The 14,598-nt window shown below is 74.8% G+C and carries 1 protein-coding gene; it reads right to left on the bottom strand.

The features are described 5' to 3' along the window. Positions 1-3: 3 nt before the first annotated feature. Entirely contained in the window at positions 4-14,574 is a 14,571-nt protein-coding gene (locus BMW99_RS30320) for a toxin glutamine deamidase domain-containing protein (RefSeq protein WP_075017934.1), read from the bottom strand. Positions 14,575-14,598 lie beyond the last annotated feature (24 nt).

The following is a 14,598-nucleotide window of genomic DNA, read 5'->3' as shown; positions in this document are numbered from 1 at the left end:
GCGTCATGCGAGGTGCTTCGGGTCCGCGCCGAGGCTGATCTCGCAGAACCGCGCCCCGCCGCCGCCCGCCTGGAGGAGCCGCGGAGGCACGTGGATGAGCGTCGCGGTCCCGTCGAGGTCGATCGACACCACCTCGCCCTCCGCGGACCCGGGCGCCTCGGTCGTCCGCCCCGTCGCCTCGAACCAGAGGATCGTGCCGCCGACGTTCACCGCCCACAGGTGCTGACCGGGCGTCACACCCATGACGAGCGACCGGGAGGCGGGACCGGCCTCCAGCAGCGTCCGCTCCAGGTCCGGCACCTCCTCCGCCACCGGCCGCCGCCACACGCGCTTGGCCAGCGCGACACGCTCCCGGTACCCCAGCGGCCGCCCACCCGGCAGGGCCCGGGCGGACGACGACGAGCCGGCTGCGTACCCGGAGCCCAGGGGCCGGCTCGCGAGCCCACCGAACGGCCGCTCCGCGGGGAGGTGCTGGATGCCGAGTTCGCTGAGCCGGTACTCGGTCGCCGCGATGTCGTGGACGCCGAGCGCGTCGAGCCTGTCGACCGCTTCCCTCAGCCGGCCCTCGGCGCGGCGCAGGCGCGCGTCGCCGTCCGCGGCCGACGAGGGGCCGGCATGGCTCCCGGACCCGGCGGCCAGCGCGTCCAGGTGCTCCCGCGCGTCCCGCATCTCGTGCCACGCCCGGACGCGGACGGGCCCGTCCGGGCCGTCGAACAGCTCCGCGGGATCCGCGTCGAGGGCGGCGGCGGTGTCGCCGGTGACCGGCGGGGCCTCGCCCGGCGTCGCGGCTTCGCCCCACGCCTCGTCGCCGGACAGGGCGTCGGAGGAGTCGGCGGGGACGTGCTGCTCGAAGGCGAGCAGGTCCGGGAGTTCGTGCTCGAACCACTCCCCGACGCCCGGGTGCAGCCGGGCGCGAGGGCCCGGTGCCGGGTCGAAGTAGGCCGCGTAGGTCTCGGCGAACCCCTCGCCGGGGGTGGAGAAGTGGTAGTTGGACACGGCGTGCAGCTCGCGCTGGGCGCGGAGATAGCTGACCCACGTGCCCTCCTGGTCGACGTGGTAGACGCGCTCGCCGACGGCCAGGGTCGCCGCGCCCCCGTCGTCCAGCATCCACGGCTGTGCGAGCGCGAGCCGGGCGAACGTGACGATGCGCCCGAGCGCACCCGTCAGCCGCTCGTCCGCGGCCGGGAAGGTCCGGGCGAGGTCGGCCAGTTGCCTGGTGCCGGCGCGGAGGGCGGAGGGCACCAGCGTCTCCGCCAGGACACCTGCCAGCGTCCGGCCCCGGCGGTCCGGGAGCCGGGCCAGGTCCTCGATGCCCGCCCTGCGCAGGACGGCGTCGGCCACCTCCTCGACCCGCCCGTCCAAGGGCCGGTGGACGCGCCACCCGCCGAAGGCCTCCCGGCTCATGACCGTCTCGGTGAACCCGCGGTGGGCCTCCAGGGAATGGCCGACCTCGTGGCGGATCGTCCACTTCAGCAGGTTGCCGTGGGCCAGGACGTCCGACACCCCACCCATCACGTGCCGCCTGCGGCCGCCGATGCCCAGCGCCACGTCCCGCACCAGGCTGACGCCGTCGTAGTCGGACAGCGCCCCCCGGTCCATCAGGAAGCGCTGCCAGCGCGAACCGCGGTTCAGCTCGCTGTGCAGCCACGTGGGGATGCCCCACGGCCGGACCATGTCGATGCTTCTGGTCGTCGAGTGGTACGCGCTGGCGCTGGTCCCGCTGCCGCCGGCCCGCCGGATCGCCCACAGGTCGCGGTTGCCCCGCACGTGCGAGGACGGCAGCCCGCCCAGCACCTCGTCGATGCGGTCCAGCACCGAGTGGCTGAAGTGACCCGACGCGGAACGGCCCGCGGGCCCGATCCGCACGCCGTACCGGGCACTGAGCTCCCGCTCCCGCTCCACGGCGCCCGCGTTCCACAGCAGCCCGGCGGCTCCGCGCCCCCCGGCGCCCCGCGTCACCGCACGGGAGAGTGACCCCGCCGTGTGCTGGGTGTGCTGGGTGTGCTGCCCCTGCGCCGTCGGCCGGTCCGCGGTCCTGGGGGGCCGCGCCCGGTCCGGCCGGCCGCTGCCCAGCCGGTACGCCACCGGATCGTCCGCCGCGGTCTCCGTCCGGGGGTGCGGCGGGAAGCCGGGGATGCCGTGCGTGGTCGGCAGGAAGGACACCGCGCCGGCCGGCGGCGGCACGAGGGTGCCGGCCTGGCCGTCGAGGAACACCACCCCGTCGACGTCGCGTGCCACGTTGACGACGTGGGCGATGCCGCCGCCGCCGTCCTCGACGACCACCATGCCGCGCCGGCCCGGTTCCGCCCGGGACATCGCCTCGACCACCTCGGCGGGTCCGTGCACCGGATACGGCTCGAGGTCCCGGTAGCGGCCCAGATGGATCGTCAGCCCGTCGTCGTCCCCCTGCCCCAGTCCGTCGCTGCCCAGCCCCGACGGAGGCGCCTGGAACACCGCGGCGTCCGGATCGGCCAGCGACATGTCCACGGCGATCGCCGCCAGCACGCAGTTGGTCCGGAACGCCGCGTCCTCGTCGCGGTACGGGTTGACCCGCTCGACCCACGCGTACCTCTGCCACACCTCCAGGGAGGCCCCCGCGGAGACGACGGGCACGCCGAAGGCACCCGGGATGTCCGCGTCCCGTACGGCCGGCGGTGTGTCCAGCGCATCGCCCACGGGAGACGCCGCGCCCACGCGAGACGCGCCCAGCCGCCGGCTCGTTCCGGCCTGCGGCGGAAGCCCGCTCTGCAGGGTCCCCCGCGCCTCGTGCACGGCGTCGAGCAGCGCCTGGTACAGCGGGCGGAGTCCGGCCGGAACGGGAGCGGTTCCGGGCGACGGCTGCCAGTGGAGACGGTCGGCGAGGTCCTGCTCCCAGCCGGCCAGGATCGTCTCGATCCCCGGGGCCGCGGTGCCGACGAGCCCGGCGGCGGCCGCCGCCTCACGGGCCACGTAGCCGATGTCGGTGAGGCGGAACGTCGCCACACCGTGCCGCCCCAGAGCGGTGGCCGCCCCCAGGACGCGCGTCAGCGACGTCACCAGGGGATCGGCGAGGACACGGTCCGCGATCTCGGCCGGGGCACCCGGCCAGGTCCGGCTCTCGAGCGTCCACGTGTACGCGGACCAGCGGGTGAGCTCGTCGAGGTGGGCCCGCATCTCGCCCTGACTGGTGAGGCCCTTGCCGAAGTTGCGCAGTTCGAGCAGGACCAGCGGGCTGGAGAGCGTCGTGTCCAGGCCGAAGTCGTGGATCCTGAACACGTCGGCCTGGCCGACCTTCCGGCCGTCGCGCGTCCGGCCCGTGAGACCCGACAGGAGGTAGTCGCCCAGCGTGACGTCCGTGCCGCTCGCGAACCTCCGCGTGAGCAGGCCCTCGGCGGTGACCCTTTCCGCCGCCCGTGAGACGGCGTACGTCCCCAGCAGCGTGTCGAGGTGCTCGCTGAACCGCTTCTCCGTCCGGGCGGCCCTGTCCCGCAGGAAGGCCCGGACGTCCGGGGGGAGTTGCTTCCTGATGTCGCCGAACGACACCCGGGAGAGCGCGGGGACCACGATCTTCGGGACCGTCCCGAGGTAGTGCTCCGCCACCGGACCCGAAGCCACGTGGTTGAACAGCAGCCACGCGTAGCCGTGCAGGTCCTCCAGCCCGGCGATCCCGCCGAGGAAGGGGAAGTGCTCGGTCCGGACGGAGCCGAGCACCCGGCGGGCGTAGGAGCGGGTGACCGCGTCCGCGAACAGCCGCCCCTGGGCGAGGACGGGCGCGAAGTCGGAGAACTCCGACGGGAGCCGTTCCTCGACCAGTTGGAGCATCGTGCTCAGTCCCGCGACGGGCACGCCGACGGTGAACTGCGTGTAGGCCGGATGCTGCCGGCCCGTGGGCGCCCGCCCCACGAGAACGCTCTCGCCCATGTCGGTGACCGTCCAGCCGTCGCCGAGCGCCTCCGACAGCGGTACCGGACCGGACGCCGTGTGCGCCCGGGCGAGCCCGTTCTGGACGGACGCGTGCAGGTCCAGGCCGGTCCGCGGCGCGAACCTGGCGTCCTCGCCGCCAAGCGCCCGCATCGGGGGAAGCACGAGTTCGGGGATCTTGATGTCGCTGCGCCCGGTCGAGGGCCGGCCGGTCAGCCGGCGGATCTGGGCGTCCGACAGGGCGGCGGCACCTCCCACGCCCCGGAACACCGTGGTCGTGTCGACCTTGATCTGGGGGATGCCGACCTTCTGGGCGTCGTCGAGAGCGTCGATCTGCGCACGCGTCAGCCGCGTCCAGTAGGCGAGGGTGTCCTTGTCGTCGAGGACCGCGTGCCGCTCCCGCCCGTACTCGTCGAGCGCGAGGGGGAACTGGAACTCGGTCTCGGTCCCGACCGCGCCGAGCGGCACCGGCCGGATCGCGGGAGCGGCCGCCCGGGCCTCCTGGTCCAGGGGGAAACCGGGGACGCCGTGCGTGGTCGGCAGGAACGAGACGGCGGTGCCGGGCGCCGGAGCGAGGGTGCCCGCCTGCCCGTCCAGGAACACCACCCCGTGGTCGTCGCGCACGACGTTGACGACGTGCGCGATCCGGCCGCCCGGGCCCTCGACGACCACCATGCCGCGCTGCCCCGGTTCCGCCCGGGTCATCGCCTCGACCACCGTTGCGGGCCCGTCCACCGGATACGGTTCCAGGTCCCGGTAGCGCCCCAGGTAGTTCCTCAGGCCCGATCCGTCGCCGTCCAGCCCCCGGCCGGGTTCGCCCAGGTCCGAACCCGGCGCCTGGAACACCGCGTGCTCCGCCAGCGAGGTGTCGACGGCGATGGCCGCCAGCACGCAGTTGGTCCGGAACTCGCCGCCCTGGTCCCGGTACGGGTTGACCCGGCTCACCCAGCCGTACCGCTCCTCGCGTTCGACGGCCGCGGCGGCCGCGTCCAGCAGGTCATGCCGGGGGTCGCCGTGCGCGTCGAGGACCTGGGCCATCAGCCCCGTGCCGTCGACGTCCGCGTGGGCGCCGGGGCGGGCCCCGGCGACCGCCGCCGTGTCCGGCCGCGCCTGGTCGGTGTCCGTCCCGGACCGGCCGCTCCGCGGGCCCGGGTGGAGGGCTCCGTCACGGTCCACGACGACGCGCGGGACGTCCAGCAGGTCGTCGATGCCCGGGAACTCCGTGCCCGGACGGAACTTCTGTCCGTGCAGCTCTATCTGGCGTTCCGGACCCGGGAACGCCCCCGTGTGACCGGCACCGACCACCACCAGGTAGCCGCCGCCGTCCGCCGCCGCCCGCTGGTCGCGGCGCACCAGCCCCGCCGCGTACGTGTTCAGGGCCGCGCCCCTGCGGAAGCCGGCCCCGGCGTCGGTCGCGTCGCCGGTCGCGCGGGCCGGACGGCCGTCGACGCCCACGATCCGCACACCGTGCTGCCGGGCCGCCCTCAGCAGGTCCCGCATGCCCTGTCCCGCGGAGTGCGCGGAGGCCGCGGAATGCGGGGAGGCCGCGGCGCCGTCGAAGTGCCGGGTGAGCGACTGGAGTTCGGGTGGCATGGTGCCCGACGCCAGGTACGCGTCCAGGTGCCGCTGGTAGCTGTCGCCCCGGACGCCGCCCAGATAGACGGTCCGCACCCCCGCGGCCTTCAGGTCGGCCAAGTGACCGGCCAGGAGGCCCTGTACGGCGGTGCCCTCGTGCTCCTCGCCGATCACGACGCCCTCGTGGCCGCCCAGCAGCCGTCGCAGCGCCTCCACCGGGGACGCGCCGTCGATCGCGCGCGCCGCCTCCTGCTCACGGGTGTGCCGCGTGGGGAGCCTGCCGCGGAACACGCGCTGCTCCTCGCGCGCGACCATGCCCAGGACCGTGTCCCGCTCGTCCTGGCCCTTCCAGTAGGCCCCGCGCGTCGCCGGGTCCCGCTTGCCGAGCGCCTCCAGCACCGCGTTGCGCGCGGCGGTCGAGCCGATCGAGCCGCCCTCCAGACTCCGCCCCGCGTTGCTGAGGCCCTGATGGAGCGCCGGGTCGGTCTCGGCGAGCGTCAGCGGGTCCACCGAGAGGTCCAGCCGTTCCTTGCGGAGACCCTGGCGGGTGCCCTCCGGCAGCTTCTGCCAGGCGGCGTCCGCCAACTGGTTCGGCGTACGGCCGTCCTTGCCGCTCCGGCGCGGACCGCGCACCCTGATCGAGACGCCCTCCGGGGACGTGTAGAGCCGCCCCCCGATGTTCATGGCGGCCCAGGCCAGGGGCTCGGCGGCGGCGCCGGCCGAAGCGGGGGCGGCGGACGGCGGCGCGGGCGACAGCGGCGTCATGGGCACCGCACCGGCGGTGCCGGGCGCGCGCTCGTCGGCGAGCAGTTGCGGAAGGCCCTCCTCGAACCACTCCCGCACCACCGGGTGCAGCCGCTCGCGGGGACCCGGCAGCGGGTCGAAGTAGGCCGCGTAGGCTTCCGCGAACCACTCGTCGGGGGTGGAGAACTGGTAGTTGGACACCGCGTGGCGCTCGCGCTCCCGCCGCAGGTAGCTGACCCAGCTGCCCTCCTGGTCGATGTGGTAGACGCGCAGGCCGATGGTCTGGGTGGCGGCGCCGCCGTCGTCCAGCGTCCACGGCTGCGCGAGCGCGACGCGCGCGAAGGTGACGACGCGTTCCAGCCCCGCCCTGAGGGCCTCGTCCGCGCCCGGGAAGGACCGGGCCAGGCCGGCCAGCCGTTCCGGCTCGTCGCGGAGGCGGGACGGGACCAGCTCCCGCGCCAGCACGTCGGCCAGCGTCCGGCCTTCGTCGTCCGGCACGTCCGCCTTGTCCTCGAGGTCCGCCATGCGCAGGACGTCGTCGGCGACCTCGTCGACCCGTCCGTCCACCGGCGTGTGGACCCGCCATCCGCCGAACGCGGTCTGCTGCCGCAGGGCCCAGAACCACGCCCGGTGCTCCGCGACGGAGTGCCCCACCTCGTGCCGGACCGTCCACTCCAGAAGGTTGCCGTTGGCCAGGACGTTCGACACCCCGCCCATGACGTTGCGCCGGCCGCCCGCGAAGCCGAGGACATCGGCCACCGGGACGCCGTCGTAGCCGGACAGCGCCAGCCGGTCCATCACGAAGCGCTGTGCCCGCGACCCGCGGTCGAGTCCGGTGTAGAGCCAGGACGGGACGGCCGCGGGCCGGACCATGCCGATGCCCCGCGTCTCGCGGTCGTAGGCGCTGGCGCCGTCGCCACTGCCGGCCGCCGGCTCGATGTACTGCAGATCCGGGTTGCCCCGGAGGTGTTCGGCGGGCAGCCCGCCGAGGGCGGCGTCGATCCGGTCGAGCTCGGAATGGCTGAAGTGACCGCCGCCCGACAGGCGTTTCGAGGGGCCGATCCGCACGCCGTGCTTCTCGCTGAGTTCCAGCTCGCGCTCCCCGGCACCGGCGTTCCGGAGCAGCCCGGCGGTCCCGTACCCCCCGGTGCCCCGGGTGGTGCCGCGCCCCGCGCGCCGCGGTCCCGTCCTGCCCGTCGTCCGGGGCAGGTGGGCGTCGTCGAGGTCCGGGCCGACCGTGCCCGCGTAGGTGCGGCGCGGCGGCAGGCCGTGCTCCTCGCGGATCTTGTTCTCGGTGAACTCCAGATCCGCGTACTCCCCGAAGCCGACGACCTGCGCCTCGTCCACGGCCGCCGACGGATGCGACGTGCCGCGGAGGTTGCGGTGCACGTGGATCAGTTCGTGCACCAGCCCGATGAACGGGGGACGCAGCCCGTCGGGCGTCTCCCACGCGTTCGGGTTGTAGCGCACCAGACTGAGCGTGCCCTTGCCGGTCCGCGTCGCCCACTCCGAGTTGATCGCCTTGGTGACGTTGCCCGCGTGCGCGTGGAACCCCGCGTCCTGGCCGATCGCGGTCCCGCCGCCGATCCGCTCGATCTTGACCTTCACGTCCTGCCACGCGGCCAGCTTCGACGTCGCCGCGGCGGCGGCGATCTGGTCGAGCAGCGCCTTGCCCGCCGGTTTGCTCGCCAGCAGCCGCAGCTGCTCCTGGACCGTCGACAGGAAGTGCGGGTCCGCCTCGCGGTCCCACCGCACGGTGATGCCCGCGAAGCCCGACGGGGTGTCCACGGGACGCCGGGCCGGCTCGGGCGGCACCGTGACCGCCTTCTGCTTGGCCGACTCCGCGGCCTCGCGCTGGTCCAGGCCGTCCGTGGCCGGCCGCGGCCGGTCCTGCTCGAACGCGGTGACCGCGGCGGGCGGGTCCTCGCGGACCTGCGCCTCGGCGGCCGGGTGCGCGTCGCCGGTGAACGTCAGATGCGCCCGCACGACCTGGGCGACGAACTCGGCGCGATGGCCGATGTCCAGGCGGGTGAACTCAGGACCGTGTATGTGGAGAATCAGCGCGTAGGCGTAGGACACGTGTGCCGCGGTGACCCGGTCGTCGCCCAGGTGCTCCCGGACGCCGTGCAGCAACTGGCGGCGGTCCACCAGCTCCGCGACGGCGTTGCCGTTCCGCTCCTCCGGCGACAGCTGCCAGGGGCGCACCGGTCCGGAGCGCGGGCGCAGGCCCTGAGCGGCGGCCTCCGCCGCGGCGGGGCTCCGGACGTCCTGCGCGCCGGCGTCCGCGATCGTCCGCCGCACGTCGGCACCGGCGCCGGCACTGAGTGCGGCGTCTGCGTCGGCGGGGGCACCGACCTCGACGCCGGGAGCGGCATGGGCATCGACGCCGGCGCCCCGGGCCCCGGTGGTCTCCGGGAGGGACGCGAGGGGCGCGTTCCGCAGGATCCGCGCACCGACCGCCGCCACCTGGCGGCCCGTGTCGAGCGCCGCGAACGCGCGGCCGTGCTCGGCCACGAGATCCTGGTACGCCTGATCCACCTCGCGGTGGTCCGCACCCCACAGGCGCACGCCCGGCCGCTGACGCAGCCACTCGTCCACCCCGCGGGTCAGCTCCCGCTGCTGCCGCACGATCTGAGCGACGAACTCGGCGCGCTCGCCCACGCTCAGACGCGTCACACCCGGCCCGTACGCCCGGACGATCTGCTCATGGGCGTACGCCACGTGTGCCGCCGGAAGCGACGGCTGCCGCAGCAGGTCCTTGACCGCGCGCGACAGCTCCTGGCGGTCCACCATCTCCGCGACGACGTGTTCGGCCCGCTCCTCCGGCGACAGCCGCAGGAAGCGGTCCCCCCGCCGCTGGAGCAGCTCCTGGTGAACCTGGTACACCTCGCGCTCGTCGGGATACAGACCCGAGTGGCGCAGCAGCGGTCCGGAAGCGGCGCGCACCAGGCGCCGGGCGGAGAGCACCAGGGACTCGGCGACCTGCGCGGCCTTCGCGTCCGCCGGCAGGCCGGCGGCGGCCGGGCGCCGGACCAGCAACTCCTCGTAGGCGTGGCCGATCTGCGCATCGGTGAACCGGAACTCCGTGCGCGCCGACTCCAGGCGCCGGCGCACCTGGTCGAGGCCCGGGCGCACGTCCTGCTCCGTGCCGGCCTCCGCCGCGGCGGGGCTCCGCACGTCCTCCGCACCGGCCTCCGCGATCATCCGCGGGACGTCGACGCCGGCCACCAAGGCCCGGGTGCCCTCCGCCTCCATCAGGGAGGGCTGCGCCTGGATGATCCGCACGCCGACCGCCGCGGCCTGCCGGCCGGTGCCCAGCGCGGTGAACGGTCGGCCGTGCTCGGCCACCAGATCCTGGTAGGCGCGGTCCACCTGGCGGTAGTCGGCCCCCCACAGGCGGACGTACGGGCGCTCCCGCAGCCACGCGTTCACACCGCGCGTCAGCGTCGTCTGCTGCCGTACGGCCTCGGCGGCGGCATCGGCCCGCACCTCGGGACGCCACAGCGCGAACGCCTCGCCGTGCGTGCGGACGAGCTGGTCACGCACGTAGGACACGTGTCCTGGTCCGACCTCCGACTGGTGCAGCCGTTCCCTGACGTCGGACAGCAGCTTCGCGCTGTCCACCACCTCCGCGACGACGTGTTCCGCGCGCTTCTCCGGCGGCAGCAGCAGGAACGCGTCACCGCGCTGCCCCAGCAGCTGCTGGTGCACCCGGTGGATCTCCGGGCCGTAGAAGTAGCGGCCGGTCAGCTGCTGCAACGGCCCGGTCGCGGCCTCGACCACCTGCGCCGCGGAGGCGGTCAGGGCGTCGGCGACGTGCGCGGCCTTCGCCTCGATCGGCATGGCGGCGACGGCGGGGCGCTGCTCCAGCAAGTCCTCGTAGGTCCGGTGGACCTGCGTACGGGAGAACGTGAACCCGTCCTGCGGGAGCCCGCGGTGCACCTCGCCGTACAGGTCCGAAGGACCGGACGCGGCCGGCTCGGACACGGTGAGCGCGTCGCGTTCCGGCACGGGCGCGTGGTCCGTTGCCCCGGTACGGCCCGCCGTGCCGGTCTCCTGGACGTGCGCCGTCAGGTCGGTGGAGTGCGTCATGGTGCCGGGGGAACCGGCCGCGTCGCGCTCGACGGTGGCCTCCGCCCCCGCGGGCTCGTGCTCCTGCGGGGTGTGGTCGGTCGTGGTCCCGCCGGTGGGCCTGGCGGGGGAGCGGCCGGGCCGCTGGTGCGTCGAGGTGGGCCCGCCGTGCTCCAACTGGGTCTGGACGGAGCTGTGTTCACGCGGCGGCGTCGGGTGGGCAGCCGCGTCGTCCGCGGAGGCGGCGATGTTCCCGCTGCCGTGCTGCGGGCGGGCGGCGCCGGCCGGGCCGTCGGGACGCTGCGGGGCGGCGGGGGCCTGGTGCGACGAGGCCGGGTCGGCGGGTGTCCCGGTCTCGTGGGCGGCCGCGGGCGAGGTGTGCGCGTCCTCGGCGGCGGGACCGCCCGCCGGGGCCGGCGACGTGGCGGCCTCGTCGCGGCGCAGGTCCCCGAGGCGGCCCTGGAACCCGTCCTCGTGGTGCGACTCGTGCGCGAGCCAGGCCTCGGACGAGTGCCCCTCGGGGGCGTACAGGTCGTCGAACCGTGTGACGTGCTCCGTGCGGAAGTCGTTGCCGAGCCGGCTGATCGTGTCCTCGTGCAGGGTGGCCTCGGTGATGTCCGAGGGCCGGTCCACGAGGGTGTGGAAGGTGTGCGCGGACCGGCTGACCACCTCCTGCACGTCGCGCTCGTGGGTGATGCGGTCGGGCAGTGCCGCACGCAACTGGTCGCGCACGTCGTTCCACCCCGCCGAGGAGGCGCCCGGCTTCAGGCCGCGCTCCTGCTGACGGCTGGAGTGCAGTTCGGCCGCGTTCCGCACCTGCTTCAGGTAGCCGCCGATCAGGCGCTGTTCGCCGTCCTCGCCGAGGTGGTCGAGGGCGTGGTCGGCGGTGTGGTCCCACAGCTGGGACTGCGCGTGCGCCTTCTCCGCCTCCATCTGCGCGTGGACGAACTCGGCCTTGGCGATGCGTTCCGGGAACTGCTCGACCAGGTGCTTGGTCCGCAGGTTCCACTGCCTGCGGGGGCCCTGCCCGTCGCCGTTGCCGAACACGGCGTCGTGCCCGGCGCGATGGATGAACACCTCGTCGTGCAGGGCCCGCAGCTCGCGTGCGAGGTCCGCCCGCACGTGGTCCACGACCTGGTGCGGCCGCGAGGTCTCCCAGCCGACGTTCCGCCACCAGTCCTCGGTGACGTCGTCCGTGGCCGTGCGGACGTCGTGCTCGCGGGAGGCGATCCAGTCCAGGTCGCGGGAGGAGTCCCTCAGCAGCCTGTCGATGTGGAAGGCGGTCGAGGACTCGCCGAGCAGCCGGTTGACGCGGCCCAGCATGTCCGGCGGGATCTCGTCCGCACCGCGCGTGTCGTGGAGGGACTCGTCGAGGATGTCGTTGAGGTGCTCGCGCTTGTCGATGTAGTAGTGCTCGAGCGCGTTGAAGTCGTGCGACTTGTCACGGAAGAAGTCGACCGGCGCGTCCGCGTGGCCGTTCGGCGTGTGACCGTCGGCCGCGGCGCCGGCGGGGTGCCGGGCGGGTTCGGGCTCGTGCGGATAGCCGTAGACCTTCGCGTCGTCCCGGACGTAGGTCCCCAGTTCCTTGTCGTAGGCGTAGTCCGCCGGCGGACGGTCGAACGCCGGCAGATCGTCGCCGTTCCCGAAGGCGTTCGCCTTGTACGTCTTCAGCGCCTCCGTGAACTTGTCCGCGAACGTGATGAGCTGGTCGGCCCGTTGCAGGTGCCGGTACGCGTTCTCGTCGGCGTCCCGCAGGATCCGGTCGTAGGACTCCGTGGAGATCCGCCCGTTCGTCTCCAGCTCCGCCCGGAACTGCCGGGTGAAGTCGGCACGCCACTGGTACTCGGCGTCCTTCACCGCCCGCTCCCAGCGGGCCTCCTGGTTCATCCGCTTCCAGTGCTCGTCCATGGACTCGGCGCCCGGCCGGGACTCCTGGCCGTCCTTGCCCCGGTGGAGCGTCGCGAACTTGTCGGCGCCGCGCACCCATGCCGCGCGGACCTCCGTGTGGAGGGACTCCAGATGGGTCTCCGCGTGCAGCAGCAACGTGTTGTTCCGGACCTGCTCCCGCTTGAACTCCCCCCACTGCGCGGCCTTCTGCTCGGACCCGTGCCCTGCCGGGACCGGCTCCGGCCCGTGATCCGGCGCGGCCTCGCCCGCGTGGGCCGTGTCGTGGCGCACCGGCTCGGCACCCGCACCCGCGTGGGTCGCGCTGACGTCGCCGTGGCCGTGCCCCGTCCCGGTCGCACCGGCGTCGTGCACTGTTCCGGCCTCACCCGCGTCCGGCCCCGTCCGAGTCGCACCGGCGTCGTGGCCGCCCGCGGCGGGCGCCTCGGACGCGGAGGTGGCCAGTGCGTCCTTCCCGCGCCCGGCACCGCCGTGGGCGCCGGGCGCCGCGGACGCCTCGAAGCGCGTGGCGTCCGCGGACCCGTGCCCGTCCGGGGCGGGCCGCTCCGTCGCGGAGGACGCGGAAGTCGGCGCGGGCTCCTCGTGCCGGCCGTTGCCGCCGCCCGCGGGGGCCTCCGCCGCACCACCGTCGTGTGGCACGCCACGCCCCGGACGGGCGCCACCGGCGGGCTCAAGTCCCGCGGGCCGCCCGGCGGAGGCGGGCGCGGCGGTGTCCGCGCCGCGCACCGCCTCACGCACCGGGCCCGCACCGTGCGGGGAGTCCCCGGCCCCGCGGGCACCGCCGGAGCCCGCGCCCGCGTTCGTTCCCGCGTCGGCGGCCCGGACATCGCCGGCGCCCGCGTCGGAGTGTGCGGCCCTCATCGGGCCGGGGGCATCGTCGTGCGAGGTCACCGTGTGCGAGCCGGAGCCGGAGCCGGAGCCGGTGTGGGAGGCGGAGCTCGAGGACGGGAGGATCGGCGCGTCGTCGGCGTGCGGCCGTCCCGTGGGGGAGGGCGGCACCTCGCCGTGCGTCGGGGAGTCGTGGGCGGCGGCCCCCCTGCCGCTGGTGCCGCCGGTGCCGCCGGGGCGCGACGGCACGGTCGTGCCCGCGCCGGCAGCGGCGGGATGGGCGCCGGCCTGCGCGCTGCGCGGGGCCGGTTCCAGGTGGACCTGGGGCTTTCCGGCACCGGAGCCGGCACCCGAGACGGGTGCGGGCGCCGTGTCGCCCCTGCCCGCGTTCGCCGGCAGGTCACCGTGCCCTCCTTCGGCGGGCGGGCGCGCACCGGACTCGGGACCGCCGGGACCGGGCGCCGGGCTCGCCGGGTTCGACGGGCGTGCCGATCCCGGACCGGTGCCCGGCGCCGACCCCGGTGCGGGCCTTCCGCCTTCGGAATCCGGCCGGGCACCGCCCGGCAGCGGGGCCGTACCGCCGGGAGCGCCGCTGTCAGGCCGGGGGGCGCCGGGACCGGGCACGCCGACGTCCCCCTTCGCGCCGGGGGACGCGTCCGCCTTCACCGCCGCGTCCGGGACGAAGTGCCCCGCGTCGAACTTCTCCGAGCCGTAGGTGGCCGGCCCCGTCTCCGTGAGCTTGGCCCCGGTCGGCGGCACCAGGGTGTCCGTGGACGACCTCCAGCTGGTGACGGAACCCTTGTCCGAGAGGGTGGGGGTCGGCGAGACATGGGGCACCGCGTTCGGCACGTTCTCGCCCAGCGCGCCGGGCGAGACCTTCGGCACCGACTCCTGCTTGTCGCCCCTGGTGAGGTGCGGCCCGAAGTGCTCGCCGAGACCCGCCTCCAGACCCAGGCCGAGGTTCATGGCCTCGCCGGCCCAGTCGATCTTGATCGGGCCCTTCGCGATCTCCGAGGCCAGGATCTGGGAGAAGATGTCGTTCTTGAGGGTGAGGAACCCCCAGATCCCCGCCGACGTGGCGAACGCGGCCGCGTTCCCCAGCGCCGCCGCGATCCCCGCGAAACGGGCGGAGTCCGCGGCGAGTGCCGCCGCCAACGTGCCGACCTTCGTGGCGAGTTCCTCGATCACGCCGGCCAGGCCCAGCGTCGCGCCGTTGAGGATCAGGCCGAAGATGCTGGCCAGCGCCTCGATCAGATGCGACTTGTTGATCTCCTTGACGGTCTTGTCCAGTTCGTCCGCGTACTGGAGGATCGAGTTGCCGATCTGCTCCGCCACCCACGCGGCCTGGAAGATCTCGTTCCAGATGTTGTGGTCGCCCGTCTGCGATCCGTTCCACACCACCTGGGCCGCGGTCCCGGCCTTCCCCGTCCAGGCCCCGGACATGCTCCACACGCTCTCGTGCATCGTCTGCAGGTACCCGCGCAGATTGTGACTGTCGTTCAGCCACGCGTTGCCGAGGGCACGTATCTGAGAAGTGTCGTACTGGGCCATGGGGCACGTCCTTACAGAAGGGCG

The organism is Actinacidiphila rubida (assembly GCF_900110255.1).
Lineage (GTDB): Bacteria > Actinomycetota > Actinomycetes > Streptomycetales > Streptomycetaceae > Actinacidiphila > Actinacidiphila rubida.
The sequence above is the reverse complement of the archived record's forward strand: the minus strand, read 5'-3'. Positions and strand labels throughout refer to the sequence as shown.